Origin of the sequence: Halobacterium sp. NMX12-1, assembly GCF_040435975.1 — an archaeon.
GTDB lineage: Archaea > Halobacteriota > Halobacteria > Halobacteriales > Halobacteriaceae > Halobacterium > Halobacterium hubeiense.
Genome location: NZ_CP159204.1, coordinates 2,500,969 through 2,526,246 on the forward strand (window position 1 = coordinate 2,500,969; position 25,278 = coordinate 2,526,246).

Here is a 25,278-nt window from a genome sequence, read left to right on the forward strand (position 1 = left end):
CGACGCCGCCTCCCGAGCGCTATATTGTCCTCCGTACGGTTCCTGATTCAAGCTCCCCCTGAAGCGGAAAAACGACCGCGTAAGCCCGTGAAGCGTCACTGGGGTTTTTCTTTGTCTCCGGCGACGTGAGCGTATCCGGGTCGGTGCGGCCGTCGCCGAGGCGGGTGCCGCCGGATGGCTGCTCTCTGCCGACGAGAGACATCTCAACCATGAAACGACGCAACGTCCTGTTCGGAATCGGTGCGACAGTCAGCGCGGGTGCCGCCGTCGGCACCGGCGCGTTCTCGAACGTCTCCAGCCAGCGACAGCTCACCGTCACGGTCGCCGGCGACGCCTCGGGCCTGCTCTCCCTGCGACCGCACGCCGGGCCGAACGGCGAGTACGCCGACGACGCCGGCGACAAGCTCGCGCTGTCGCTGGGCGACGGCGGCGCGGGGCTGACCCGCGGCTCCCAGTACGAGTTCGACGCGGTGCTCCGCGTCGGCAATCAGGGCACCCAGCCGGTGTACGTCTGGACGGAGGTCGACTCCGAGGCGTTCGCCGACGACGCCCTCCACCTCTACCAGTCGGACGCGGAGGTGCCGTTCGACGCCTCGAACCCCGCCGAGGTCGGCGTCGGCGGCGACCGCGCGCTCGGCGTGTACGTCGACACGACGGGCGTCGAGACGGACAGCTACGACGCGACGATTACGGTCCACGCGAGCGACGAACCGCCCGAGGGGAGCGCGCCCGGCGACGAGCCCGACGAGGAGCCCAGCGAGTACGTCGACTCGCTGGTCTTCGACTCGACGGCGAGCCTGCTCGCGGAGGACGGCTTCCTCGACGAGAGCAGCGTCGTCGTCTCCGCGATGGACACCGCTGCGTCCACGGACGCGGACGGGAACGGCGACGCCACCGCGTACCCGGACGGCGAACCGCTCCCGCTGGTCGCCGCCGACGGCCCCGTGGTCGCGTTCGGCGTGCCGTTCGCGCAGAACAGCGTGAACTTCGGCGAGTACGGCAACGAGGAAGTGCTGTTGAACGTCCTCGACGAGTACGCCGGCTCCGGCACCGTGCTCTGGGACGAGAGCCACGGCCAGTTCTACGACCTCGCCAGCCACTCCGCGTTCGAGGCGTACGCCGAGGAGAACGGCTACGAGGTGACCGCCGCGTCGTCGCTGCCCGGGAACCTCGCTGGCGCGAGCGCCGTCGTCGTCACGTCGCCCGCCGACGCGTTCACGGACGACGAGCTGAGCGTCCTGTCGATGTTCGCCAGCGACGGCGGGCTCGTCGTCCTGATGGACCAGTCCGACTTCAGCGACTACGACCAGACGGCGAACCTCAACGAGGTCGCGGAGGCCCTCGACACCTCGATTCGGTTCAACGACAACCAGGTCGTCGACGAGCAGAACAACGCCGGAACGGACTTCGTGCCGGTGACGTCGTCGTTCAACACCGACGACTACGCGAGTCTGCTCGCCGACCGCGAGGGGCTCGGCCTCGAACTCGACGTCACCGAGGAGTACGAGGTCGAGGTCGTCAGCGTGACCGACGGCGACACCGTCGACGTGCAGTTCGACGACGGCACGACGGCGGAGGTGCGGACGGTCGGCCACGACACGCCCGAAACCAGCGCCGAGAACGAGCGCCCCCAAGAGTGGGAGGGCATCGACGACCCGGACACGCTCCTGACGTGGGGCGACGAGGCCACGAGCTACGCCGAGGACCGCCTCGCCGGGGAGACGGTGACGCTGTCCTTCGACGAGGGCGAGGGGCTGCGCGGGAACTACGGGCGACTACTGGGCTTCCTCGAAGTCGACGGCACCCTCTACAACGAGCAGGTCGTCGCGGACGGCTACGCCCGCGTCTACGACTCCGGGCTCGGCCGCCACGACGAGTTCTGGAGCGCGGAGGCGACCGCGCGCGCCGAGGGCCGCGGGCTCTGGGCGGACAGCGACGTCGACGCGACGCCCGTGGTCGGCGACGACCCCGTCGAGGAGCTGTTCGTGCCGTACGCGACGAGCGTCACCGCGACAGGCGAGCTGCCGGGCGAGCGCGTCCCCGTCGAATCCGAGGCCGGCGACCCGCTGGTCGCGGTGGACGACGACGCGAACGTCGCGATGCTCGGCGGCCCGCTGCCCGACGAGTCCTTCGAGAGCGCGGAGGGCGGCCCCGGCGTGGACGGCTACGGGAACTACGTGTTCCTGACGAACCTCGTGGACGCCCTCGCCGGCGACCGGGGCGGCGACGTGCTCGTCGACGGCGGCCACGGCCAGTTCGGCGCCGACCACGCGCTCGCCGCCGAAGACGCCGCCTACTACCTGCGCTATCTGGAGGGCCACGGCATCGGCCTGGAGGGCACGAACGACTACGGCGACGAGTACGGCCCCGACCTCGCGGACGCCCGCGCGCTCGTCGTCACCGCGCCCAGCGAGCCGTTCACGGACGACGAGGTTGCCGCGGTCGCGTCGTTCGCCGAGAGCGGGGGCGCCGTCGTGCTCGCGAGCGCGAGCGGCGACGCGGCCGCGGACGCCCGCCGGCACCTCGACGACCTCGCCGCCGCACTCGGTACTGACCTCCGGACCGGAACGGCGGTCACGGACGACGCGAACAACGTCGGCAGCGCCGACAACCCCGCGACCACGAACTTCGACGAGTCGAGCGCGCTCTTCGACGCGTACGGGGGCGGAGACGGGGACGACGGCGGCAGCGGTTCGACGCCGAGCGTCGAAATCACGGAACTGAACGACACCGACGAGTACGTCGTCTTCGAGAACACCGGGACGGGTGTGGTCGACGTCGGCGGGTGGACGCTCTCGGACAGCGACGGGAACACGTACACCTTCTCTAGCGGGACGCTCGCTTCGGGCGAGACCGCCGTGTTGACCACCAGTCAGACCGGCGACGCCGCGCCGAACGCGGACTACACCTACGACTGGGGGAGCCCGGGATACCGCGGGTACGTCTGGGGTGGGAGCGGCGACACCGCGACGCTCCGCGACGGCGGCGTCGACGCCGGAACGGTCGTCGACACGTTCAGCTACTGACCGGCCCGCGTTCGCCGTCCCGCGACCGCGGGACGCGTAACCGTTATCGGCTTCGCGGCTCCGGCTCCGGGATTCCCGGGGAACCCACCAGAACCGGTTCTTTCTGCCCCTTCGTGGGGTTCGGCGCCGTCGCGTTCCCCCGTCGAGGTAACTGTTTTCCGGTGCAAACTGACAACACTTTTGCCGGTGGAGCCCACCGATGTATCCATGCCAATACAACGACGACAGTTCCTCGCAGCACTCGGCACGGGCGCCACCGCGGCACTCGCCGGCTGTTCGAACCCCTTCGGCGGCTCCAGCGGCGGCGCGGAAGTGAGCGGCGAGACGCTCACGCTCACCACGACCACGAGCACGTACGACACCGGCCTGCTCGACGCGCTGAACGCGCCCTTCGAGGACATGTACGGCGTCACAGTCGACTCGGTCGCGCAGGGCACCGGGCAGGCGCTGGAGACCGCCCGCAACGGCAACTCCGACGTCATCATGGTCCACGCGCGCTCGCTCGAAGACGAGTTCATGCGCAACGGCCACGGCGTCAACCGCCGCGACCTGATGTTCAACGACTTCGTCATCGTCGGGCCGTCCGACGATCCCGCCGGCATCGAGGGGATGGACTCCGCCGCCGAAGCGTTCGCCACCATCGCTGACTCGGGCGCCGGGTTCATCTCGCGGGGCGACAACTCCGGAACCCACACCAAGGAGCTCGGCATCTGGGAGGAAGCCGGCGTCGAACCCGGCGGCAGCTGGTACCAGGAGACCGGCCAGGGGATGGGTGCGGTGCTCAACATCGCCAACGAGCAGGGCGCGTACACGCTCGCGGACCGCGGCACCTACCTCTCCCAGCAGTCCGAAATCGACCTCACGATTCTCGTCCAGGGCCCCATCGAGGGCGGCCCGGAGCTGCTCTCGAACCCCTACGGCATCCTCGCCGCCAACCCCGCGCGCCACGAGGACGCCAACTACGACCTCGCGATGGCGTACATCGGCTACGTCACCAGCCCGCAGGGCCAGCAGGTCATCGAGGACTACACCGCGAACGGCGAGCAGTTGTTCTTCCCGCGCGCGCTCTCCGAGGACCCGGACTTCCAGCAGTACGTCCCCGAGGGCTGGAGCTCCGACTCGAACGAGTGAAGATGGTCGCGGCGCAGGCTGCACTCGTGCCGCTGACAGACGCCCTCTCGCTGCTCGTGCAGGCCGCCGGGCCGCTACTCGTGGAGTTCCCGTTCGAGCCCCAGTACGTCGGCAGCATCATCTACGTCTCGCTGTACGTCAGCATCACCGCGGTCGCGCTCAGCACGCTGTTCAGCGTCCCCGTCGCGCTCGTCGTCGGGTTCACCGACTTCCCCGGCGAACGCCTCGTCAAGGCCGTCATCAACACCGGCATGGGGTTCCCGAGCGTCGTCGTCGGGCTGCTCGTGCTGTTCGCCGTCTCGAACCAGGGGCCGCTGGGCGACCTCAATCTCGTGTTCACGAAGGAAGCGATGATCATGTCGCAGTTCGTGCTCGCGACCCCGCCCATCACGGGCATCGCGCTCGCCGCCGTCACGAGCGTCCGCGAGGACGTCCGGGACGCCGCGTTCGCGCTCGGCGGCACCCGCCTCGACGTGGCGCTGACCGTCGTCAAGGAAGCCCGCTACGGCATCGCGACCGCCGTGCTCGCGGGGTTCGGGCGCGCCATCAGCGAGGTCGGCTCCGTGCTCATCGTCGGCGGGAACATCGCCGGCTCGGACGGCGTCTCGAAGACGCGCACGCTCACCACCGCCGTCCAGCTGGAAGCCCGCCAGGGCCGCTACGAGACCGCGCTCGTGCTCGGCGCCGTGTTGCTCGTGCTCGTGCTCGGCGTGAACGCCGTCGTCGTCCGGTTCGGTGAGGGAGGGCAGATGCGATGACGCTGCGCGCCGACGGCGTCACGCACGCCTACGACGACAGCGAGGCGGTCTTCCGCGACGTCGACCTCCGGGTCCCGCAGGGCGAGGTCGTGGCCATCATCGGGCCGTCCGGCGTCGGGAAGACGACGCTGCTGCGGCTGCTGGGGCTGTTCGCGCCGCCCGACGACGGGACCGTCTCCGTGGACGGCACGGACGCGTGGTCGCTGTCGAGCGACGACCGCCTCGACCTCCGGCGCCGCGTCGGCGTCGTCTTCCAGGAGGCGAGCCTCTTCGACGCGTCGGTCGCGCGCAACGTCGAGTACGGCCTCCGCGTGCGGCGATCGTGGCGCGAGCGCGTCCGCGACGAACTCCGCTCGCTCGTCGGCGACGCGGCGGCGCCGGACGCGGTCCACGACGCCCTCGACGTCGTCGGCCTCGCGGACTACGCGGACCAGCGCGCGGACTCGCTGTCCGGCGGCGAAGCCCAGCGCGTCGCGTTCGCGCGAGCGCTCGCGTACGACCCCGACTTCCTGCTGCTCGACGAACCGACCTCGGACCTCGACCCGCGGAACACCGCCGTCATCGAGGACGCGATGACTGCGGCCGCCGAGCGCGACATCGGCGTCGTCGTCGCCACCCACGACATGAATCAGGCCCAGCGCGTCGCCGACCGCGTCGCCGTCCTCCTCGACGACAGCGTCATCGAGTCGGGGCCCGCGGACCGCGTCTTCGAGGACCCCCGCGACGAGCGCGCGCGGAAGTTCATCGACGGCGAACTCGTCTACTGAGCGACCGCCCAGAACCGCGCGCTCCGCGGGACGTCCCACAGCACGTCGGGTAGGTCGCTGTCCTCGGGGTCGCTGTGTTCGACCTCGTGGCCGCGGTGCTCGAAAATCCGCCGGACGTCGAAGCCGGCGTCCACGAGCGCGTTGTGGAGGTCGCCGACCGAGCGGTCGAAGACCGCCAGCTCCGACTCGTACGTCTCGTCGACGGTGATTTCGCGCGCCTCGTCCCGGAAGTAACTCCCCTCGAAGGTCGCCGTCTCGGCGTCTAGCCCCTCGTAGAGCGGGTGGGGGACGCTCAGCACGAAGACGCCGCCGTCCCGGAGGACGCGGCGCGCTTCCGCGAGCGCGCCGTCGAGGTCCGCGACCATCTGGAACGCCGCCTCCGAGGACGCCAACTCGAAACTGTCGTCGGCGAACGGCACCGCGGTCACGTCCCCCTGCACGAACCGGGCGTCGACGCCGTAGAAGTCACGGAGGCGCCGCGCGTGCGCCAGTTGCTCGCCGGAGAAGTCCACGCCGACGGCGGTGGCGGCGCCGAGGTCCGCAGTCCCGACGGTCCCCTGTCCGCCGCCGCAGCCGAGTTCCACGTAAGCCCGCCCGGCGACGCCGTCGAAGAACGCCGGGAGCCCGCCGGGCGCGTCCGACGCGAACGGCGACGGCGCGGGCGGCGCCTCGCCGTCCGCGGTGTTCGCGTTCCAGATGGCTTGGAAGTCGTCGCTCCACTCGTCCCACAGCCGCCGGTTCTCCCGTCGGTGGTCCGTCATTGGCGACGCTGGCGGCGGCCGCCTCTATCAGTATTTCCCCGGCGTGACACGGAGCCGCACGACTTGTGGCCGCGGCTGGGCGGCGCGGCGAGCGGAGAGAAGCGGGAAGCGGCCTTACAGCCGGTCGAGAATCGCGTCGGCGACCTGCTCGGTGGTGGCGTCGCCGCCGAGGTCGGGCGTCCGCGGGCCGTCCGCGAGCACGCCCTCGACGGCGTCGCGGACGCGCTGGCCCTCGTCGTCGTAGCCGAGGAACTCCAGCAGCATCGCCGCCGACAGCACGGTCGCGCCGGGGTTGGCGACGCCCTGCCCGGCGATGTCCGGCGCGGTGCCGTGGACGGGCTCAAACAGCCCGCGCTCCTCGCCGACGTTCGCCGAGGGCAGCAGGCCGAGCCCGCCGACGAGGCCCGCGGCGAGGTCCGAGAGCACGTCGCCCGCGAGGTTCGGACAGACGACCACGTCGTAGTCGTCGGGGTACAGCGGCAGCCGCGTCGCGAACGCGTCCATCAGCTCCTCGTCGGTCTCGACGCCGCGCTCGTCGGCGACCGAGACCACGGCGTCGCGGAAGCGGCCGTCCGTCTTCCGCATCACGTTCGCCTTGTGCGCGACCGTGAACCCCTCGGCGCCGTCGGGGCCGCGGCCCGCTTCGACGAACTCGCAGGCGAACTCCGCGAGCCGGCGGGACGCCGACGACGTGACGACGCGGGTGAGCGTCGAGAGGTCGTCGCTGAGGTCGTCCTCGTGGCCCGCGTAGACGCCCTCCGTGTTCTCCCGGAGGAACACCACGTCGGTCTCCGGGCGGAGCGCGTCCACGCCCGGGTACGCGCGGGCTGGCCGGATGTTCACGAACGACTCGACCGCCGAGCGCAGCGGCAGGATGACGTCCGCCGCAGTCTCGCCGGCCGCGCCGAACAGCGTCGCGTCAGCAGCTTCGACCGCCGCGCGCGTCTCCGCCGGGAGAGCGGTGCCGGTCTCCTCTTTCACCGCGTCGCCGGCGTCGGCGTGCACGAATTCGAAGTCCCCGACTTCGTCGAGGACGTCCACGGCGACGGGGACGACTTCCTGCCCGATGCCGTCGCCGGGGATGACCGCAATCTCCTCAGACATCCGTGTAGGGGAGACTCTCGGCGGTTTCGCGCACGGTGTCGGCGTTCGCGCCCATCAGCGCGGTCGTGTCCCAGACGCCGTCGACGAGCGCGCGCCGCTGCGCGTCGTCGACCTCCGCGTCGATGGTCGTGTCGCCGTACCGGACTTCCTCGTTCACGACGTCGACCTCAACTTCCTCGTCGGGGTGCTCGTCGATGAAGTCCTGGAGGGCTTCGACGTCCTCCTGCGAGGCGGTGACGGTGGGGATACCGAGCGCGAGGCAGTTGCCCGCGAAAATCTCGGCGAACGACTCGCCGACGATGGCGTCGATGCCCCAGCGCATCAGCGCCTGCGGCGCGTGCTCGCGGGAGGAGCCACAGCCGAAGTTCGAGTTCACCGCCAGGACGGACGCGCCCTGGAAGTGGTCCTCGTTGAACGGGTGGTCTTTGGGGTTGTCGTCGTCGTCGAAGCGCACGTCGAAGAACGCGAACTCGCCGAGGCCGTCGAACGTGACGACCTTCATGAATCGCGCGGGGATGATCTGGTCCGTGTCGATGTCGTTCCCGCGCACGGGGACGCCCGTGCCCGAGACCTGCTTCACGGTCTCTGCGGGCCCGTCGTCGCTCATGCGCGCACCTCCTCGAAGCGCTCCAGTTCACGCACGTCCGTGACCTCGCCGGTCACGGCGGCCGCGGCGACCATCGGCGGGCTCATCAGGACGGTGCGGCCGTCCTTCGAGCCCTGGCGGCCGACGAAGTTCCGGTTCGACGAGGACGCGCACCGCTCGTCGCCGACCAGCTGGTCCTCGTTCATGCCCAGACACATCGAACAGCCGGCGCCGCGCCAGTCGAAGCCGGCGTCCTCGAACACCTCGTCGAGGCCCTCGGCTTCGGCGGCGGCTTTCACGCGCTGGCTGCCCGGTACGACCATCGCGCGCACTGAGTCGTGGACTTCGTGGCCTTTCACGACCTCCGCGGCCTCCCGGAGGTCCGGCAGGCGCGCGTTCGTACAGCTCCCCAGGAACGCCACGTCGATGGGATAGCCCGCCATCGTGTCGCCGGGCTCGACGTCCATGTGTTCCTGCGCGGCGCGCGCGCTGTCTTCCTTGTCCGCGGGCAGGTCCTCGGGCGCGGGAATCTCCTCGGAGATGCCGATGCCCTGGCCGGGCGTCGTCCCCCACGTGACCGTGGGTTCGAGGTCGTCGCCGTCGATCTCCACGACGTCGTCGTACTCGGCGTCCGCGTCGGAGGCGACGGACTCCCAGTAGCGCTTGAGCTCCTCGAACTCCTCGCCGTCGGGGACGCGGTCGCGGCCTTCCAGGTACTCGTAGGTGGTCTCGTCGGGGTTGACGTAGCCCGCGCGAGCGCCGCCCTCGATGGACATGTTACAGATGCTCATGCGGCCCGCCATGTCCATGTCGCGGATGGCTTCGCCGCCGTACTCGTAGACGTAGCCGACGCCGCCGTCGGTGCCGAGCTTCCGGATGACCTGCAGGATGACGTCTTTCGGCGTCACGCCGTCGTCGAGTTCGCCGGTGACCTCGATGCGGCGCACCTTCTGTTTCTCCATGGCGACGCAGCCGGTCGCCAGCACGTCCCGAATCTGGGAGGTGCCGATGCCGAACGCGAGCGCGCCGAACGCACCGTGGGTCGCCGTGTGCGAGTCCCCACAGACGATGGTCATCCCGGGCTGAGTGAGCCCCTGCTCCGGGCCGACCACGTGCACGATGCCCTGCCGGCCCGTCGTCGGGTCGGCGAAGTCGATGTTCGCCGCGCGCACGTTCTCCTCCAGCTCGCTCATCATCTCCTCGGCCGCGTCGTCGCTGTACGGCCGCGACTGGTCGGCGGTCGGGACGATGTGGTCGACGGTCGCGTACGTCCGCTCGGGGTACGCGACGTCGAGGTCGCGCTCCTTGAGCATCCCGAACGCCTGCGGGCTCGTCACCTCGTGGATGAGGTGGAGGCCGACGAACAGCTGCGTCTGCCCGGTCGGCAGTTCGGTGACTGCGTGGCGGTCCCAGACCTTGTCGTAGAGCGTGTGCTCACTCATCGCGTCCGTCCTCGTCCGCTACGGGTTCGCCGCCGCGCTCCCAGACGGGGTTGGCACCCTCGTCCTCGGCAGGCGGCGTCTGGTCGACGTCTTTCATCGTCTGTTCTTCGGTCGCCTCACGTTTACCTCCGTCTGCGGCGACCGCGGGCCCGCGTCGGAACACGGAATCGACGCCGTCGGGCGCCTCCGGGTTCCGCTGGCTGACGTCCGCGAGCGTCTGCTCAGTCATCCGCGGACACCTCCGGCTCCTGCTCGACCTCGGGCTCGTCGTCGGCCCACGCGAACAGCCCGCGCAGGCGCTCGCCGACGTCCTCGATGTCGTGGTCCTGCTCGGCCTGCCGGCGCTGGCGGTACGACGGCCGGCCCGCCTGGTTCTCGGCAATCCACTCGCGGGCGAACTCGCCGTTCTGGACCTCTTCGAGGACCGCCTCCATGTTCTCGCGCACGGAGTCGTCGACGATCTCGTCGCCGCGCGTAAGCCCGCCGTACTCGGCGGTGTCGGAGACGGAGTCCCACATCTCGGTGTTCCCGCCCTCGTACATCAGGTCCACGATGAGCTTGAGCTCGTTCAGCACCTCGAAGTACGCCATCTCGGGGCTGTAGCCGTTGTCCACGAGCGTCTCGTAGCCGTGCTTGACGAGGCTGGTGACGCCGCCGCAGAGGACGGCCTGCTCGCCGAACAGGTCGGACTCGGTCTCCTCCTGGAACGTCGTTTCGAGGACGCCAGCGCGCGTGCAGCCGATGCCGTCGGCGTACGCCAGCGCCTCCTCGCGGGCGTCGCCGGTGGCGTCCTGGTAGACCGCCAGCAGCGCGGGCGTGCCCTCGTCGGCCTCGTAGTTCCGGCGGACGAGGTGACCCGGGGACTTCGGCGCGATCATCGTCACGTCGACGTCCGCCGGCGGCTCGATCTGGCCGTAGTGGATGTTGAACCCGTGCGCGAACTGGAGCGTGTCGCCGGCGTCCAGCTCGGGCTCGATGGCCTCGAAGACGGACGGCTGGACGGTGTCCGGCACGAGCACGGAGACGACGTCCGCCTGCCGGGCGGCTTTCTTCGGCGTGGCGACGCGCAGGCCGTCGGCTTTCACCGCGGACCGCGACGACGAGTCCTCGCGGAGGCCGACGACCACGTCCACCCCGCTGTCGTCGAGGTTCTGGGCGTGAGCGTGGCCCTGGCTGCCGTACCCGAGTACGGCGACGGTCTTGTCGTCGACGTAGCTGCGGTCGACGTCCGATTCGTGGTACACTGGCTGCGTGAAGTCTTCGTCTGCTGTCATTTGAGGTGGTCTGGAACGACTGCTGTCTTGGTCTCGCCACGCGCCAGCGCCGTCTGCCCGGTCCGGGCGATCTCCCGGATGCCGAACTGCCGGTAGGCGTCGATGGCGTCGTTGATCTTCTGCTCGTCGCCGGTCAGCTCCACGGTGATCGTCCGCGGGCCGGCGTCGAGGGTCTTCCCGTTGTACATCTCCGTGATGGCGTGGACCTCGTGGGGGCGGTCGGCGTCGACTTTCACCACCACGAGCTCGCGGGCCACCGCGTCGTCCTCGAGTTCGCGGACGTGAATCACGGGCACGACCTTCTCTAGCTGTTTCTCCACTTGGTCGATGCCGGGGTCGGGCTCCTCGACGACGACCGTGATGCGCGCCCAGTCGTCGTTCTGGGTGTCCGCGACGGTCAGCGACTCGATGTTGAACTGCCGGCGGCTGAACAGCCCGGAGACGCGCGCGAGCACGCCCGGCTCGTGTTCGACGAGCGCGGAGATGACGGTCCGGCGCGGCGGGTGTTCGGCCTCCACTTCGGGGTCGACGCGGATGCCTTGGGAGTTCCGCCGTCCCTTCGGCCGCGGGCGGTCCTCCGGGGCCGGCCCCGGCAGCCCCTCCCGCTCGGTGTTTCGCTCGCTCATAGGTGGTCCTCCGTGAGCGCGAACTGGCCGTTGTCGCCGCCCGACGGCACCATCGGGTAGACGTCCTCGGTCGGGTCGATGTAGACGTCGACCACGGCGGGGCCGTCGGTGGCGAGCGCCTCCTCGATGACGCCGGGGGCGTCGTCGTAGCCCTCGATGCGGAAGCCGTCCGCGCCGAACGCCTCCGCGAGGTCGTCGAACTTCGGCACCCACGGGTACTCGGAGGCCATCCGGCGGCCGTCGAAGAACGCGTCCTGCCACTGGCGGACCATCCCGATGGCCTCGTTGTTCAGGATGAACACCGTGATGTCCATCTGCTCGCGCACCGCGACGACCAGCTCCTGACACGTCATCAAAAACGAGCCGTCGCCGTCGAAGCAGACGACCGACTGGTCGTCGTCGGCGGCGACGCGCGCGCCGATGGCCGACGGCAGCCCGTACCCCATCGCGCCGAGGCCGTGGGAGGACACCCACGTCCGCGGCTCCGTGTACGTCCAGAACTGGCAGGCCCACATCTGGTGTTGGCCGACGCCGGTCGTGACCACGGTGTCGCGGTCGGTCGCCTCGTCGACGGCCTCCACGACGTACTGGGGTTTCAGCGGTTCGTCCTCGGGCGCCGCGTAGTCGAGGCGGTACTCCTCGCGCCACTCGCGGCACTGCTCGACCCACTCGCTGGTCTCCGGCGAGCCCGGCATCGCCTCGTCTAACTGGTCGAGGACGGTGCCGGCGTCGCCGACCAGCGGGTGGTCGGCCTCGACGTTCTTCGAAATCTCGGCGGGGTCGATGTCGACGTGGACGACGTCGGCGTCCGGCGCGAACGAGTCGACGCCGCCCGTGAGGCGGTCGTCGAAGCGCGTGCCGACCGCCAGCAGGCAGTCGGTCAGCGTGATCGCCATGTTCGCGTAGCCGGTGCCGTGCATCCCCGCCATCTCTAAGGCGAGGTCGTGGTCCTCGGGGAACGCGCCGATGCCCGGCATCGTCGTCACGACCGGAATCTCGTGCTCGGTCGCGAACGCGTACAGCTCCTCGGTGGCGTCGCCCTTCACGACGCCGCCGCCCGCCAGAATCACGGGCTCGTCGGCGTCCACGATGGTCTGCGCGGCGGCCGCGACCGTCTCGTCGTCGGCGCGCGTCTGCACGTCGACGGTGCCCGGGACCTCGGGTTCGACCGGGTCGACGTCGGTCTCGCCGGTCGTCACGTCCTTCGGCAGGTCGACGACCGTCGGCCCCTGTCGGCCGTGGTTCGCGAGCGCGAACGCCGTGCTCACGTCCTCGCCGACGCTGTCCGGGCTGGACGCGAAGTAGTTCGACTTCGTGATGGGCGTCGTCACGCCGACGGTGTCGGTCTCTTGGAACGCGTCGTTCCCGACGAGTTCCGTGGGGACCTGTCCCGTGAGCGCGACGACGGGCTCGGAGTCCATGTCGGCGTCCGCCAGCCCGGTCACGAGGTTCGTCGCGCCCGGCCCGGAAGTCGCCATGCAGACGCCGGGGTCGCCGCTGACCGCGCCGTACGCGTCGGCGGCGTGCGCGGCGCCCTGCTCGTGGGCCATCGTCACGTGGTCGAGTTCGGAGTCGTACAGCGCGTCGTAGACGGGCATGATAGCGCCGCCCTGCACGCCGAACACCGTCTCGACGCCCGCCGTCTCCAGCGACGCGACGACGGACTCCGCGCCCGTTCGCGCCGCGGATTCGGTCGGCTCGCCGTCTTCGGCCGGCTCGTCGGCGGCCGCGTCGTCGGCGTCGCCGGGCTCGGTCACTGCGCCGTGGTCTGTCATCGATACCCCTCCCGCGGTGTGGTGTGCGTGGACTGTGTCATTGCGGATGCTGCGGTGGCTGTCGGTCGGTGGTGAGTCGAGTCGGTTCGTGGAGAAGTGATAGTAGGGGAGCTTACGCCCCTACGATACCGACGAGCGCACCGCTGCCCGCGAGAAAGACCGCGCGTGTGGCGTCGGGCAGCATCGTAGCCAGACGGTCGGGCTCGACGAATAAAGCCGTTGCTGGGCGCGCAATACCTGCCGGCGGGCATTACGCCGTCACCTCCTCCGTCTCGCGGTCGATGCCGACCTCGCCCGCGAACGCGCGGAGGACGGCGTCGGTGACGACTTCGTCGTCGCCGGCGTGGGCTTTCACCTTCTTGGTGACCTCGCGTACCTCCTCGTCCGTCGGGACGAACCCGGCGTCTTCGAGGTGGTCGCGGACGGCGTGCGTGCCCGTGTGCTTCCCGAGCACGACTTCGCGCTCGGCCCCCACCATCTCGGGGGTCATCACGCCCGGTTCGAACGTCTCGCTGTTCTCGATGACGCCGGCCGCGTGGATGCCCGACTCGTGGGCGAACGCGTGCGCGCCGACCACGGGCTTGTTCACCGGGACCGGGACAGACGAGCGCTCCGAGACCAGCTTCGAGAGGTCCGTGATGGCGGTCGTGTCGACGCCGGTGTCGGCGCCGTACAGGCTCTCGGCGGCCATCACGACCTCCTCGAAGGCGGCGTTGCCGGCGCGCTCCCCGATGCCGTTGACCGACACCTGCATCTGGTCGGCGCCGTACTCCACGCCCGTCAGGGCGTTGGCGGTCGCCAGCCCGAAGTCGTCGTGCGTGTGCACGTCGATGCGGGCGTCGGTGTGCTGGCCGACGTACTCGACGAGCTCGCCGAACCGCTTGGGCGTGCCGACGCCGCAGGTGTCCGGGATGTTGATCCAGTCGACGCCGACGTCGTCGACCGCTTCGACGATTTCGGCGAGGAACTGGGGGTCCGTGCGCGTGGCGTCCATCGGCGAGAACATCACTTCGGCGCCGGACGCGGCGGCCTGCTCGACCGCGGCGACCGAGCGCGCGACGACGTCCTCGCGCGTGCTGTGCATCGAGTCTTCGATCTGGACGTCGCTGGTGGACGCGAAGACGTGGATCATCCCCACGCCGGCGTCTATCGCGGCTTCGACGTCGGACTCCACGACGCGGGCGAGCCCGCACGTGGTGGCGTCTGTCGAAGCCGCGATGTCGGCGACCGCCTCGGCCTCCTGCTCGCTGTTGGCCGGGAACCCGGCCTCGATGACGTCGACGTTCGCGTCGTCGAGCGCGGCCGCTATGGCGCGCTTGTCGTCGTAGCTGAATGAGGTCCGTGGCGTCTGCTCGCCGTCACGCAGCGTCGTGTCGAAGATTCGTACCGTGTCGAATTCGTTACGCTGGGCTAACGTGCCCTGGAAGAACTCGTTCCCCCGGACTTGCACCGGGCGCCTCGTTGTGAGACATCGTACCACTCTCGCGGAGCCCCGACTATTTACGTGTTTCCCCCTGACAGATACTTGCCCGCGACGGTTCTGCATCATCGTTCGGGTTAGACACCGACAATCGCAGGACGGCAGTACGTCAAAGGGAATATTAGGGAGCTTATCCAGAGGAAGGGTGTGAATGTCCGAACGTCCGAGTGATTCGCCGATTCGGGGGTGGAAATCGGACATTCGTGGAGGGCGCGCGGCGTGCGCGCGCTCACCACACCCCCTCGCGGCCTGCGTAACGGTTATGATACGCGATTGAAACGTGTCGGTGTGCGGTACCGACAGGTGTCACCCAGCACGCATCGACTCCCGACTCGGAGCGGCCCGGAGGCGGTCGCATGAGCGTTCGTGGAACGATACGCGGCCTCGCCGAGCGCGCGAACCCCGCGTTCGCCGTCGGCGTCGTCGGCGTCTCCCTGCTCGCGCTCGTCTACGCCACCACGGTCGCGGACGTCGTCCACCACACGTACGTCCACGTCCTCGCCGGCGTCCTCTGGACCGGCATCGACGTCTTCATCGCCGCCGTGCTCGGCCCCGTCCTCGGCGGCCTTGACGTCGAACAGCGCGCGAACGTCTTCCGGCGGCTCACCCCGAAGACGTCGTTCCTGTTGCCATCGCTGGCGGCGGTCACCGTCGCCAGCGGCATCACGCTCGCGCTCCGCCTGCCCGGGCTCTTCGAGCACGCACAGGTCTGGCTCGCACTCTTCACGTTCGCCGCGCTCGTCCCGACGCTTCTGCTCGTCGGCTGGCAGTTCGACGCCTTCCGCGACTGGCGGTGGCAGGCGTGGTTCGGCGTCGTGCTCGTCGGGTCGCTGGCATTCCTCGCGGTCACCCTGCCGGAGTTCGGGTGGACGGAACCCGTCTTCGTCGTCGCGCTCGCCATCGTCGCCGTTCTCAACGTCCTCGGCTTCGGCGTGCTGATGCCCGGGGAGGTCCGGATGTACCAGCAGATGACCTCCGACGACCCCGACACCCAACTCATCGCCGACATCGGCATGCGCAACGCCAAACTCGGCGGCGTGCAGGGCGCCTTCCAGTTCGTGGTCGTCGCCACGATGGTCTACATCCGGTACGGCGGCTTCTGACCCCAGCGCCGACCACTAGGGTCAGCGCTTCCAGAACGACGGCGTGAACACGACCAGCACGGACAGCACTTCGAGGCGGCCGATCCACATCAGGAAGACCATGTAGAGCTTCCCCAGGTCCGAGAACAGCCGGAAGCTCTCCATCGGGCCGACGACGCCGAAGCCCGGGCCGACGTTCCCCAGCGTGGCGATGGCGACGCTCATCGCGTCCAGCCCGGACAGCGTCACCTTCGGCGTGCGGAAACTGTCCAGATAGAGCAGTACCGTCGAGACCGCGAACAGCCCGAGGAACAGCAGGACGAACGCGAAGACGTCCCGAATCGTCTCCTCGTCGACGGCCTCGTCCTCCAGCCGTATCGCCCGCACCGCCTCGGGGTGGACGGCCGTGAACAGCGACCGGCCGATGGCGCGCTTGACCAGCACCCAGCGCACGATTTTGATGGAGCCGGCCGCCGAGCCCGCCGAGCCGCCGAGGAAGTACGCGAACAGCAGAATCGTCTGCGCCGAGGCGTCCCAGTTGTTGACGTCCATGCTCGCGTACCCGGTCGTCGTCACGACGGCGACGACCTGGAACACCCCCTGTCGGAGCGCGTTCTCGACGTTCCCCGCGATTGCGCCCACGTTCGTCGGCGTCTCCGCGATGCCGACGCCCGCGAACAGGACGCCGGAGACGACCGCGCCGAAGCCGGCGACGGCCAGCAGGTACGACCGGAACTCCGTGTTGTTGGTGAGCCGGCGGGGCTCGCCCTTGAGGACGTACCAGAACAGCGCGAAGTTCGTCCCGGCGACGAGCATGAACGGCACGAACGCCCACTGCACGACGGGCGCGAACGCCTCGACGCTGCGGCCCTCCGGGGAGAAGCCGCCGGTGGGGAGCGTCGTGAGCGCGTGCGCGACCGCGTTGTAGAGGTCCATGTTCGGCGCGACGCCGACCACGTTGAGGGCGTAGTAGACCACCGCCGCCAGCACCGTACACCCCGCGTAGATGACCCACAGGGCGCGCGCCGTCTCCTGAATCCGCGGCGTCAGCTTCTCCAACGAGAGCCCGGGCGCCTCCTGGTTGATGACCTGTGCGCCGCCGACCGAGAGCTTCGGCAGGATGGCGACCATCAACACGAGGATGCCCATGCCGCCGAGCCACTGCGTGAGCTGGCGCCACATCAGCATCGCGTGGCCGTGCTTCTCGACGGATATCTCCCCGAGGACGGTCGCGCCCGTCGTCGTGAACCCGCTCATGCTCTCGAAGAGGGCATCGACGGGACTCGCGACGGTGCCTGTCCCGGCGACCAGGTACGGGACCGTCCCGACGAGCGGGACGACGAGCCACGCGAGGCTCACGAGCAGGAACGCCTCCCGGTTCCCGAGTTCCTCGTCGGTGCGTACCTGTTCCAGCAGCGCGCCGACGCCGACCATGACGGCGGCCCCGGCGGCGAACGGGAGCGGGTCCTCCCCGTAGTAGAGCGCAAGCACGAGCGGGAACAGCGGCGTCACGCCGATGTACTTGAGGACGGTCCCGACGTAGGCGACGCTCACCCGGTAGTTGACGTACGTGCTCGGCGTGCGGACCATCGAACGTCCCCCACAACTGACCGGGGACGGATGGCCGTTTCGGCACGGCTCCGCGGCTCACCGGTGGACAGTCGCCGAACGAAGAAGCCAGAACCGCAGCGCTAGCAGCGACCCGTCAGTTTCCGCGACCCTGCAGTTTCTCCTCCTCGGGGAGGTCGACGTTCGCCTCTCCCTTCATGCCCGAGCCGATGTTCGCGGAAATCTCGGCGAGGCGCTGCGGGTCGTCCCAGTTGTTCACGGCGTCGACGATGGCGCGGCCCATCGCCTCGGGGTCCTCCGCGCCGAAGATGCCGGAACCGACGAAGATACCGTCGCACTCGTGGTGCATCATCAGTGCGGCGTCGGCGGGCGTCGCGATGCCGCCCGCCGCGAAGTTCACGACCGGCAGCCGCCCCATCTCGGCGGTCTCGTGGACGAGGTCGGCGGGCGCCTCGATGTCGCGGGCGTAGTGCTCGCACTCCTCGTAGGTCATCCCTTCGAGCTCGCGGATGGCGCTCTTGATGGTGCGCTGGTGGTGGACGGCCTGATTCACGTCGCCGGTGCCGGCCTCGCCCTTCGTGCGAATCATCGCCGCGCCCTCGTCGATGCGCCGGAGCGCCTCGCCGAGGTTGCGCGCGCCGCAGACGAACGGCGACGTGAACTCGCGCTTGTCGATGTGGTACTTGTCGTCGGCGGGCGTCAGCACCTCGGACTCGTCGATCATGTCCACGCCGACGGCCTCCAGAATCTCGGCTTCCTTCGTGTGGCCGATGCGGGACTTCCCCATCACGGGGATGGAGACCGCGTCGATGATCTCCTGGACGTCCGCGGGGTCGGCCATCCGCGCGACGCCGCCGCGCTTGCGGATGTCCGCCGGCACCGCTTCCAGGGACATCACGGCGACCGCGCCGGCTTCCTCGGCGATCTTCGCCTGCTCGGCGTTCACCACGTCCATGATGACGCCGCCCTTCTGCATCTTCGCGAACCCGCGTTTCACGAGGTCGCTGCCGCGCCGCAAGTCCTCCAGGTCAGTCTCGGTAGCCATACGAGGGTGTTGCGGGCGCCGCCGCTTAATTTGGTTGGTTGCGGAACGACCGCACGGCGCCGTCCCGCGGCTCCCGTGATGGCAAACGATTAGGGAGCCGCCGCCGACGCACCGACAATGACTGACGGAAACGACTCGGACGCGCCGTCCGCGCCCGACGCCCACCCCCCGGAAGGGGACACGGACGTCGACCTGGCGTCGCCGGACGCGCCAGACCCGGAGGAGTCGGTCCGCGAGGCCATCGAGCGGTCGCGCAGCGGCGCGCCCGCGGTCGGCTCGGTCGTCCGCGACCGCTTCACGTCGAACGAGATCTTCCAGCGCATCATCGCGGCCGCCGACGAGGAGATCACCTCGGGCAGCCGCGAGCTGTTCTTCAGCGCGCTCGCGGCCGGCTTCGCCATCACCATCACGTTCATGCTGTACGTGTCGCTGACCGCGACGACGGGCGGCGACCCCGTGCTGAGCGCGCTGCTGTACCCGCTGGGGTTCATCTACATCATCATCGGCGGCTACCAGCTCTACACGGAGAACACGCTCCCGCCGGTCGCGCTGACGCTGGAACGGCTCGCCAGCGTCCCCGCGCTGCTGCGGAACTGGTCGGTCGTGCTCGCGGGGAACTTCCTCGGCGGCGCGCTCGGCGCCGCGGCGCTGGCGTTCGGCAGCGTCATCTCCCCGGAGGCCGCCGCGGTCGCGGTCGAACTCGGCGAGAAGGGCGTCGCGACGGCGTGGTGGAGCCTCTTCTCGAAGGCCGCGTTCGCGGGACTGGTGGTCGCCGGCGTCGTCTGGGTGGAGTACGCCGCCCGCGACACCATCTCGCGGATGGTCGTCGTCTACATCGCGTTCCTCGCGATTCCGCTCGGCGGGCTCTACCACTCGGTCGTCTCGTTCACGGAGATGATGTTCCTCGTCTTCCAGGGGTCGCTGTCGGTGACGACCGGCCTCTGGGAGTTCGTGATTCCCGTGCTGCTCGGGAACACCATCGGCGGCGTGTTGCTGGTCACGGTCGTCAACTACTTCCAGACGACCGAACACCGGCTCGCGTCCGCGCGCTTCGAGGGGTCTGACCGCCAGCTCTCCCTCCGCGAGTGGCTGTTCGGCGGCCTCGTCGGCCGGTCGTACGTCCCGCTCATCGACCACACCGAGGGCGCGCTCGCGGGAGCCGACGAGTACCGCATCGTCGTTCCCATCTCGAACCCGCGCACGGAGACGAACCTCGTGGAGCTGGCGTGCACACTCGCCAGCCAGAAGCCGGGCGCGACCGTCCACGTCGTCCACATCGTCCAGATGCCCGACCGGACGCCCCGGGGCTACCGGGTGGACCAGCACGAGCGCATCGTCGAGAACTCCGACGAGCTGATGGCGGACATCCGCGACCTCGCGGCGGGCTACGACGTCCCCTGCGAGACGTCGACCGTGGTCTCGCACCGCTCGTTCGAGGAGCTGTTCGACGTCGCGAAGCGCAAGCGCGCCGACCTCATGGTGATGGGGTGGGGCGACGACCGCCTCTGGTCGAACGGCCGCGCGGAGCGCCCGCTGGACGAACTCACGAACCGGCTGCCGTCGGACGTGCTCGTGTTCCGTGACCGCGGGCTCGACGCCTCCCGCATCCTGCTCCCGGTCGTGGACAACCCCCACGCCGACCTGAACGCGGAGGTCGCGCGCACGCTCCGCCAGACCGCCGGCTCGGAGGTCACGCTCCTGCGGGTCGTCGGCAGCCCCGCCGAGCACGAGGCCGGCGAGCAGTTCCTCGCCGACTGGGCGGCCGAACACGGCCTCGAAGACGCGACGTTCCGCGTCGACGACTCCGGCGACGTCGAGTCCGCCATCGCCGGCGAGTGCGGCGACCACACGCTGCTGTTGATCGGCGCGACCTCGCAGGGCCTGCTCGCGCGCCTCGCGCGGAACGCCCTCCACTACGACGTCGTCCAGGACGTGGAGACGTCGATGATTCTCGCGGAGCGCGCGACCGACCGCGGCATCCTCCAGCGGCTGTTCGGCCGGTAACCCCGGTCGTTCCGCCAGAGCTATGCGGCGCTGTCGCGACCCCCCGGACATGTCGCTGCCGCCCCGGTCGGACCTCCCGTGGTATCTCGCGCCGCTGCCCGGCTGGCTGGAGGACCTCGCGCTCCGGCTGGCGTGGGTCATCGTCGCAATCAACCTCGCGGGCACCGCGTTCGGGTTCTGGTACTACCGCGTGCAGTTCGAGGCCACGCCGCTGCTGGCGTGGCCGGTCGTCCCGGACAGCCCGGTCGCGACGCTGTTCATCGGGCTGTCGCTGGCCGCGTACAAGCTCGACTTCGACGCGGACTGGCTGCACGCGCTGGCGTTCTTCGGCTGCATCAAGCTCGGGTTGTGGACGCCGTTCGTCCAACTGGTCGTGAACGGACAGGGCGACCTCTGGTGGGTCATGTACTGGTTCCTAATTTTGAGCCACCTCGCGATGGCCGTCGAGGCGTTCGTGATTCACCGCTACGCGAGATTCTCGGTGGGCGCGGTCGCCGTCGCCGCGGCGTGGTACGGCTTCAACGACGTCGTGGATTACTTTGTCACCTTCGCGGGCGGCCCCCACCACACGCTCTTGCGCGCGGAGGTCGTCGCGGGCGTCGGCCACTCGATTCCCGCCCACGACCTCGCGGCGGCTGGCGCGGTCGTGCTCACGCTCCTCGCGACGTGCCTCGCGCTCGCGACGCGCGTGAAGACGCTGGAAGCCCGGCTCGCGGACTGACGCCTGCGGCTTTTTCCGTCCGCCGCCCGTCCGTCCGGTCGTGTACGACGCGATTGCCGACCTCCCCCTGACAGTCGAGGGCGTCGCGCTCGACCGCGTGGAACGCGAGACGCCCGCGTTCACGCGCGCCACCACGGTCGTCTCGCTCTCCGGCGCCGGCGAGACGGGGCGCGGCGAGGACGTCACCTACGAGACGGCCCACCACGACGCGCTGCGGGAACACGAGCGGAAAACACCGGATGGCGAAGCGTTCGACCTCGCGGGCGAGTACGCGCTCGCGGAGTTCTCCGAACTGCTCGCCGAGACCGACCTCTGGCCCGTCGACGACCCGGCACGCGAGGCCTTCCGGAACTACCGCCGCTGGGGGTTCGAGGCGGCCGCGCTCGACCTCGCGCTCCGACAGGCCGGCGAGACGCTCGCCGACCGCCTCGACCGGACGCTGGACCCCGTGCGCTTCGTCGTCAGCAGCCGCCTCCCCGAGGGCGACACCGCGCGCGTGGAGACGCTGCTGGACCGCTACCCGGACGCCGAACTCAAACTCGACCCGACGGGAGAGTGGCCCGAGGAGACGTTCGACTACCTCGCCGACACCGGCGCCGTCCGCGTGCTCGATCTGAAGGGCCACTACGAGGGCACAGACGTCGACCAGTCCCCGGACCCCGACCTCTACGAGCGCGTCTTCGAGACGTTCCCCGACGCCACCGTCGAGGACCCCGCGGTCACGGACGCCACGCGCGAGGTCGTCGCCGACCACGCCGACCGCGTCGCGTGGGACGCCCCGATTCACGGCCTGGACGACGTCCTCGACGCGCCGTTCGACGTGCGCTGGCTGAACGTCAAACCCTCGCGGTTCGGCACGCTCCAGTCCCTCTTCGAGACCCTCGACTGGGCGTTCGAGCACGACGTCGCGCTCTACGGCGGCGGCCAGTTCGAACTCTCGGTCGGCCGCGGTCAGATTCAGGAGCTCGCCGGCCTCTTCTATCCCGCCGGCCCGAACGACGTCGCGCCCGGCGCCTACAACGACGTCGAACTCCCCGAAGAACCGCCGAAGAGCCCGATTTCACCGCCAGACGACCACGCCGGGTTCGGGCTGTAGCTACTGGAATTTAGATTTCCTGGCGGATTGGAAGGGTGAGGGCTTTCAGAAGGTGTTAGCAGCGCCGTCGAACGCGGGACCCACCGACCAAGCTACGAGCCCGAGTCGTCGTTGCGGTGCGCGCGCACCCAGAGTTCCCCGATGCGGGAGAGTCGCGTCCGGTAGGACTTCCCGTGTTCCTCGCGCTCGACGTAGCCCTTGCCGCCGGGGCCGAGTTTGTCGACGGTGTACGTGACTTTCGATCGGAAACTGTCCGTGTACTCCTCGTTGAGGTCGGCGGCGAGGGTCTTCGCGAGGTCGCTGACGGAGTCGAACTCGCCGTGTTCGCCGAGCGTGAACAGGATGAGTTCCTCGAAGGGTTTGACGTTCGAGAAGGAGGCGACGGGGAGTTCGACGACGTGGCTGCCGTCGATTTCCTTCGCGCCGATGGTGGTGCCGCGCTCGTCGAACTCCGCGAGGAGGTCGCGGGCGTCCGCGAGTTGGTCGCGCACGTCGCCGGCGTCGACGTCGCCGTCCGCGACGGCTTCGAGGAGGTCCGCGCTCGCGCGCAGTTCCTCGGCGAGTTCGGTTTCGAGGTACTTCTCGGGGGCCGTGTAGTAGGTGTGGATGCGCTCGCGGTCCCCGGGGCGTTCGACCATGATGGAGTGGGCGGCGGTCGCGAACGCGAACGAGACGGTGCGGGGCATCGACGCGATGTTCACCCAGACTTCGCCGTCGGGGTCGGCGTCGAGTTCGTCCTCGATGAGGTCGTAGGCCTGCTCGAAGGCGTCGTCGTAGTCGTAGACGTCGGCGACGGAGACGCGCTCGGTCTCGGCGCCGAGGAGGTTCCGGAAGTCGTCTTCGAGCTTCTGGGAGATGCGCTGGCTGTACTCGACGTTCGCCTCGCTGCCGACCGCACCCTCCAGGAGCACGACGCGGTCGACGGAGAGCTGTTCGCGCACGAGCGGCGCGATGAGCCGGTCGTAGTCGAAGCCGACCGGGACGACGTGCGTCTGCATGCCCGAGCCTTGGGCAATCCCGCTGAAAAGGCTACCGCGGCGGGGCGTACTTACTTCCCGCGGGACCCCGACGTGGCGACCATGGACTCGGGTCGCGCTCGCACGCTCGCCGGCACGGCGCTCGTCGTCGGCGGCGCGCTCACGGTGCTGGGATTCGTCACGGCGGAAGCGCTCTACCCGGGGTACAGCGCCGCCGACCAGACGATAAGCGCGCTCGGCGCGGCCGACGCGCCGGCGGCGTCGCAGACGACGTTCAACGCGACGATGGTCGTCACCGGCCTGCTCCTGTTGCCCGTGGCGTACGCGCTCCACGAAGTGTACGGCCGGCCGGTGCTCACCGGTGTCTTCGCGGTCACGGCCGTCGGCGTCGCCGGCGTCGGCGCGTTCCCGACCCAGACGGGCGTACCGCACGTCGTCGCGGCGTTCGTCGCGTTCGGCGGGCTCGGTGCGTCGGCGCTCGCGGCCGGGGCGACCGTCCGCGGGCCGATGCGGTACGTCGCGGGCCTGCTCGGCGTCGCGGAACTGCTCGCGCTCGTCGCGTTCGTCGCGCTCGGCGGCGGGACGCCGCTCGGCATCGGCGGGCTGGAGCGGTGGGTCGCGTACCTCGGGGTCGCGTGGGTGCTGGCGTTCGGCGGGTTCCTGTTCGGCGGCGTCGACGCGAGCTAGCAGAAGTCGTCGGTCGATACGACGGTCGCGAACTCGCCGCGGAGGTGGGCGAGCGCCGCGCGGTGGTTGGCGTCGGCGTCGATAGTGTCGCCGTCGCGGGTCTCCCGCTGGAAGGTCGCGGTGGCGTCCGCGACGACCGAGACGTCGAAGCCGAGGTTCTCGGCCATCCGGGCGGTCGTGGAGACGCAGTGGTCGGTCGTTAGCCCGCAGACGACGAGTTCGTCGTGGCCGCGCTCGCGCAGCCACGCTTCGAGGCCGGTGCCGACGAACGCGCTGTTGACGCGCTTCGTGAAGACGGGTTCGTCGTCGCGGGGTTCGGTCTCGGGCTTCCACGCGAACCCGGGTCCGTCGGCGCGCAGCGGGCTGTCGGGCTCCGTGGAGTCGTGGCGGGCGTGGACGACGGGGTCGCCGCGCTCGCGCCACGCCGCCAGCAGCCGGGCGGCGTTCGCTTCGGCGTCGGGGTTGTTGCGCGCGCCGTACGCGGGGTCGTCGAACCCCGTCTGGAAGTCCACGAGCAGGAGGACGGCGCTCATCGCGGCGGCCTCACGCGGTCACCTTCAGCGGGCACGTCTCCGGCGCCTGTTCGTCGTCCTCGCTGAGGAGGTACTGGGGCCACTCGCGGTCGCCGTCGTTGCCCCACTCGCCGAGGTCGGCGTGCGGGCACGCGGCGTCGTCGTAGTCCTCCAGCCGGCTGCGGATGCGGTCGCGGGCCCGCTGGCCGGCGTCGGTGTCGCCCGTGATGCCCTCGAAGATGGTCCGCGGCTGGAACGTCACTTCGAGGCCGACGGGGAACTTCCGGCTCTGCCGGGTGTCGTAGAACGGCGCGCGGGCGGTCGGGAAGATGGGTTCGCCGCCGAAGCAGAACTCCCAGTAGGGGTCGTCGGGGTCGGTGGGGATGTCGGCGGGCCACGGCTCGGGGTCCTCGACGTGGAGGAACTGGAGGACGTGCCAGAAGTGCTCGTGCCAGCGCGCCTCCGGCAGCGACTCCTCGGGGGGCGCGAAGAACACCGCGAAGCTCACGCGGTCGCCGTGGTCCTCGTAGACGTCGAGGAACTCCAGCAGCGCGTCGCGGAGCGCGAACAGCGCGTCCGGGCGCGTCATCGAGTCCACGAACGCGTACAGCGGGCGGCCCTCCTCGACGGACGCCTTCCCGAAGAAACAGGGGAACGGCTCGCCGTCGCGCTCGCCGGTCACGGACTCGGTGAAGTTCCGGAAGTGGCGCTGCGCCCACTCGGGGACGGCGCCGGCCTCGACGCGCTCGGTGGCGGTCTCGTGGTCGAGGACCGCGCCCAGTTCGACCTCGTTCATGGCCGAACGTGTGCGGCCGTCCCCCTTCTGTGTTTCCCGCGGCCACAGTTCGTTCGACG

At 69.9% G+C, this 25,278-nt stretch carries 24 protein-coding genes; 9 read left to right on the forward strand and 15 right to left on the reverse strand.

Annotation, left to right across the window (positions count from 1 at the left end; genetic code table 11):
* Positions 1-19 precede the first annotated feature (19 nt).
* Positions 20-211 carry a hypothetical protein gene (locus ABSL23_RS15065; protein ID WP_353634355.1) on the reverse strand — a complete coding sequence of 64 codons (192 nt, stop codon included), beginning with the start codon at positions 209-211 and terminating at the stop codon, positions 20-22.
* Here ABSL23_RS15065 and ABSL23_RS15070 point away from each other — a divergent pair.
* The 4 genes from ABSL23_RS15070 to ABSL23_RS15085 all read left to right on the forward strand — a co-directional run bounded on the left by ABSL23_RS15070 (position 210) and on the right by ABSL23_RS15085 (position 5,682).
* Positions 210-3,026: a DUF4350 domain-containing protein gene (locus ABSL23_RS15070; protein WP_353634356.1), complete on the forward strand. Its 2,817-nt coding sequence runs from the start codon at positions 210-212 to the stop codon at positions 3,024-3,026. The two genes, ABSL23_RS15065 and ABSL23_RS15070, sit on opposite strands and share 2 nt — an antisense overlap.
* 207 nt (positions 3,027-3,233) lie before the next feature.
* On the forward strand, positions 3,234-4,157 hold the full coding sequence (locus ABSL23_RS15075) for a substrate-binding domain-containing protein (RefSeq protein WP_353634357.1): 924 nt from the start codon (positions 3,234-3,236) through the stop codon (positions 4,155-4,157).
* 2 nt (positions 4,158-4,159) lie between these two features.
* Complete coding sequence (locus ABSL23_RS15080; protein WP_353634358.1) at positions 4,160-4,915, forward strand: ABC transporter permease; 756 nt, start codon at positions 4,160-4,162, stop codon at positions 4,913-4,915.
* Complete coding sequence (locus tag ABSL23_RS15085; protein ID WP_353634359.1) at positions 4,912-5,682, forward strand: phosphate ABC transporter ATP-binding protein; 771 nt, start codon at positions 4,912-4,914, stop codon at positions 5,680-5,682. Before ABSL23_RS15080 ends, ABSL23_RS15085 begins: the two co-directional genes overlap by 4 nt.
* On the opposite strand, the gene ABSL23_RS15090 is transcribed toward ABSL23_RS15085, so the two are convergent.
* From ABSL23_RS15090 to ABSL23_RS15130, 9 genes are all read right to left on the reverse strand, one after another.
* Positions 5,676-6,443, reverse strand: coding sequence for a methyltransferase domain-containing protein (locus ABSL23_RS15090; RefSeq protein WP_353634360.1), 768 nt, complete (start codon positions 6,441-6,443; stop codon positions 5,676-5,678). The genes ABSL23_RS15085 and ABSL23_RS15090 overlap by 7 nt on opposite strands.
* Positions 6,444-6,557: 114 nt before the next feature.
* Complete coding sequence (locus ABSL23_RS15095; RefSeq protein WP_353634361.1) at positions 6,558-7,547, reverse strand: isocitrate/isopropylmalate family dehydrogenase; 990 nt, start codon at positions 7,545-7,547, stop codon at positions 6,558-6,560.
* Entirely contained in the window at positions 7,540-8,154 is a 615-nt protein-coding gene (gene leuD, locus ABSL23_RS15100; RefSeq protein ID WP_353634362.1) for a 3-isopropylmalate dehydratase small subunit, read from the reverse strand. The genes ABSL23_RS15095 and leuD overlap by 8 nt, the downstream gene beginning before the upstream one ends.
* Positions 8,151-9,575 carry a 3-isopropylmalate dehydratase large subunit gene (gene leuC / locus ABSL23_RS15105; RefSeq protein ID WP_353634363.1) on the reverse strand — a complete coding sequence of 475 codons (1,425 nt, stop codon included), beginning with the start codon at positions 9,573-9,575 and terminating at the stop codon, positions 8,151-8,153. Before leuC ends, leuD begins: the two co-directional genes overlap by 4 nt.
* Positions 9,568-9,804, reverse strand: a complete 237-nt coding sequence (locus tag ABSL23_RS15110) for a hypothetical protein (protein WP_353634364.1) — start codon at positions 9,802-9,804, stop codon at positions 9,568-9,570. Before ABSL23_RS15110 ends, leuC begins: the two co-directional genes overlap by 8 nt.
* Positions 9,797-10,849 (reverse strand): ketol-acid reductoisomerase, encoded by a 1,053-nt coding sequence (gene ilvC, locus ABSL23_RS15115; RefSeq protein WP_353634365.1) that lies wholly within the window; start codon positions 10,847-10,849, stop codon positions 9,797-9,799. Before ilvC ends, ABSL23_RS15110 begins: the two co-directional genes overlap by 8 nt.
* Positions 10,846-11,475 (reverse strand): acetolactate synthase small subunit, encoded by a 630-nt coding sequence (ilvN, locus tag ABSL23_RS15120; protein WP_353634366.1) that lies wholly within the window; start codon positions 11,473-11,475, stop codon positions 10,846-10,848. Before ilvN ends, ilvC begins: the two co-directional genes overlap by 4 nt.
* Complete coding sequence (ilvB, locus tag ABSL23_RS15125) at positions 11,472-13,250, reverse strand: biosynthetic-type acetolactate synthase large subunit (protein WP_353634367.1); 1,779 nt, start codon at positions 13,248-13,250, stop codon at positions 11,472-11,474. The genes ilvN and ilvB overlap by 4 nt, the downstream gene beginning before the upstream one ends.
* Before the next feature lie 250 nt (positions 13,251-13,500).
* Positions 13,501-14,700, reverse strand: coding sequence for a 2-isopropylmalate synthase (locus ABSL23_RS15130; RefSeq protein ID WP_353634368.1), 1,200 nt, complete (start codon positions 14,698-14,700; stop codon positions 13,501-13,503).
* Positions 14,701-15,086: 386 nt separating this feature from the next.
* On the opposite strand from ABSL23_RS15130, the gene ABSL23_RS15135 reads away from it, so the two are divergent.
* Complete coding sequence (locus ABSL23_RS15135) at positions 15,087-15,833, forward strand: hypothetical protein (RefSeq protein WP_353634369.1); 747 nt, start codon at positions 15,087-15,089, stop codon at positions 15,831-15,833.
* Between the two features lie 21 nt (positions 15,834-15,854).
* On the opposite strand, the gene ABSL23_RS15140 is transcribed toward ABSL23_RS15135, so the two are convergent.
* Both ABSL23_RS15140 and pdxS read right to left on the reverse strand, forming a co-directional pair.
* Positions 15,855-17,402, reverse strand: coding sequence for a TrkH family potassium uptake protein (locus tag ABSL23_RS15140; protein WP_353634370.1), 1,548 nt, complete (start codon positions 17,400-17,402; stop codon positions 15,855-15,857).
* 115 nt (positions 17,403-17,517) lie between these two features.
* Positions 17,518-18,426: a pyridoxal 5'-phosphate synthase lyase subunit PdxS gene (gene pdxS / locus ABSL23_RS15145; RefSeq protein WP_353634371.1), complete on the reverse strand. Its 909-nt coding sequence runs from the start codon at positions 18,424-18,426 to the stop codon at positions 17,518-17,520.
* A gap of 192 nt (positions 18,427-18,618) precedes the next feature.
* Here pdxS and ABSL23_RS15150 point away from each other — a divergent pair, with 192 nt between their 5' ends.
* From ABSL23_RS15150 to ABSL23_RS15160, 3 genes are read left to right on the forward strand one after another with little or no spacing between them, the layout of a single operon-like run.
* Positions 18,619-20,430 carry a formate/nitrite transporter family protein gene (locus tag ABSL23_RS15150; protein WP_353635391.1) on the forward strand — a complete coding sequence of 604 codons (1,812 nt, stop codon included), beginning with the start codon at positions 18,619-18,621 and terminating at the stop codon, positions 20,428-20,430.
* Positions 20,431-20,479: 49 nt separating this feature from the next.
* Positions 20,480-21,151, forward strand: a complete 672-nt coding sequence (locus ABSL23_RS15155; RefSeq protein ID WP_353634372.1) for a DUF1405 domain-containing protein — start codon at positions 20,480-20,482, stop codon at positions 21,149-21,151.
* Positions 21,152-21,191: 40 nt separating this feature from the next.
* On the forward strand, positions 21,192-22,247 hold the full coding sequence (locus ABSL23_RS15160; RefSeq protein ID WP_353634373.1) for a hypothetical protein: 1,056 nt from the start codon (positions 21,192-21,194) through the stop codon (positions 22,245-22,247).
* Between the two features lie 92 nt (positions 22,248-22,339).
* Here ABSL23_RS15160 and ABSL23_RS15165 read toward each other — a convergent pair whose 3' ends face one another.
* Positions 22,340-23,245 carry a DUF6293 family protein gene (locus ABSL23_RS15165; RefSeq protein WP_353634374.1) on the reverse strand — a complete coding sequence of 302 codons (906 nt, stop codon included), beginning with the start codon at positions 23,243-23,245 and terminating at the stop codon, positions 22,340-22,342.
* Positions 23,246-23,326: 81 nt separating this feature from the next.
* On the opposite strand from ABSL23_RS15165, the gene ABSL23_RS15170 reads away from it, so the two are divergent.
* Positions 23,327-23,911, forward strand: coding sequence for a DUF998 domain-containing protein (locus ABSL23_RS15170; RefSeq protein WP_353634375.1), 585 nt, complete (start codon positions 23,327-23,329; stop codon positions 23,909-23,911).
* Here ABSL23_RS15170 and ABSL23_RS15175 read toward each other — a convergent pair.
* Complete coding sequence (locus ABSL23_RS15175; RefSeq protein ID WP_353634376.1) at positions 23,908-24,444, reverse strand: cysteine hydrolase family protein; 537 nt, start codon at positions 24,442-24,444, stop codon at positions 23,908-23,910. The two genes, ABSL23_RS15170 and ABSL23_RS15175, sit on opposite strands and share 4 nt — an antisense overlap.
* Before the next feature lie 10 nt (positions 24,445-24,454).
* Positions 24,455-25,219 carry a YqcI/YcgG family protein gene (locus tag ABSL23_RS15180; protein WP_353634377.1) on the reverse strand — a complete coding sequence of 255 codons (765 nt, stop codon included), beginning with the start codon at positions 25,217-25,219 and terminating at the stop codon, positions 24,455-24,457.
* Positions 25,220-25,278 lie beyond the last annotated feature (59 nt).